Consider the following 1,053-nt stretch of genomic DNA (forward strand, 5'->3'; position numbering starts at 1 on the left):
ATACATTTAAGTAGCTTGTTCATGCAAGCTACTACCGCAACCTTGTCCTTTTTAGGATGAGGTTGTTTTCTTAATTTATAATAGTAATCTATAATGTGATTCGGTGCTGCTTTTTGTTGACGAATCATGTTCCGAACAATGAAGTATAAGACTTTCCTTCCTTTTGGATTCCCCCGTTTATTAATGTGATCTTGGCCTACATATTTTCCTGACTGGTATCTTCTAATATCGATACCTATAAAGGCGTTGACTTTTTTATGATTCGAAAAGCGTGAAAGGTTTCCTATTTCGCCAATGAAAAGTGCTGCGCTAATCTCGCCAATGCCTGGAAAACTTGTGAGTAGCTCAAAATCCGAAAGTTGTTTTGCTTTTGTAATCAATTGTTCAGAAACATTTTCTTTCTCCTCCAATAAATGTAGAAGTTGCCGTGCATAATACTGAACTTTTTGAGCTTGAATACTGGTTGAAGAAGCAGCTGGATAAGATTCATTCGCATATTCTATCATTTGGCTTGCTTTTTGTTTTGCACGATTTTCTGATATTTTTTTGGTTGTACTTTTCATCAAAAGATTTTTGATTTTTGTTTTACTTGTTTGTAGCACAAATTCAGGATGTGGAAATAAATCAATCAGGGTCAAGGCATAGGGTGTGATTCTGCTTGAAAAGAATCTTTCAAGTTCCGGAAAACTTAGTTGTAGCGCATTATGCAAGTACATTCGTGTGCGTTTTATATCGTCTTCTATTTCTTGGTAAAAGCGAGATAGATCACGCAATTCATTATAGACGTCTGGTTGCTGTATTTTTTCTGGTCGGTCATTCTGTTGATGAACTTGTGCCAATTTATGGGCATCGTGCTTGTCTGTCTTCCAACTTCGCAATGTTCCTTGTGCTAATTGTTTTTTTGCTGCTAAAGGGTTTAATATGCAATAACGCAGCTGATTTTTTTGGCAAAATGTCTCTACTGGTTTGGAATAAATACCTGTAGATTCAAAAACAAGCATTAAATCTTCAGGAAGTGTTCGAATCTCGTTCATTAGTTCCTGAAAACCAGCT

1 protein-coding gene is annotated in these 1,053 nt (G+C 36.1%); it reads right to left on the reverse strand.

Annotation, left to right across the window (positions count from 1 at the left end; genetic code table 11):
* The coding region (locus ACFSMW_RS20355) for an IS110 family RNA-guided transposase (protein WP_390358154.1) at positions 1-1,034 on the reverse strand (1,034 nt) is incomplete at its 3' end.
* Positions 1,035-1,053: the final 19 nt, after the last annotated feature.

The sequence above is a fragment of the Tigheibacillus halophilus genome (assembly GCF_042683165.1).
In the GTDB taxonomy this organism is placed as follows: domain Bacteria; phylum Bacillota; class Bacilli; order Bacillales; family Amphibacillaceae; genus Tigheibacillus; species Tigheibacillus halophilus.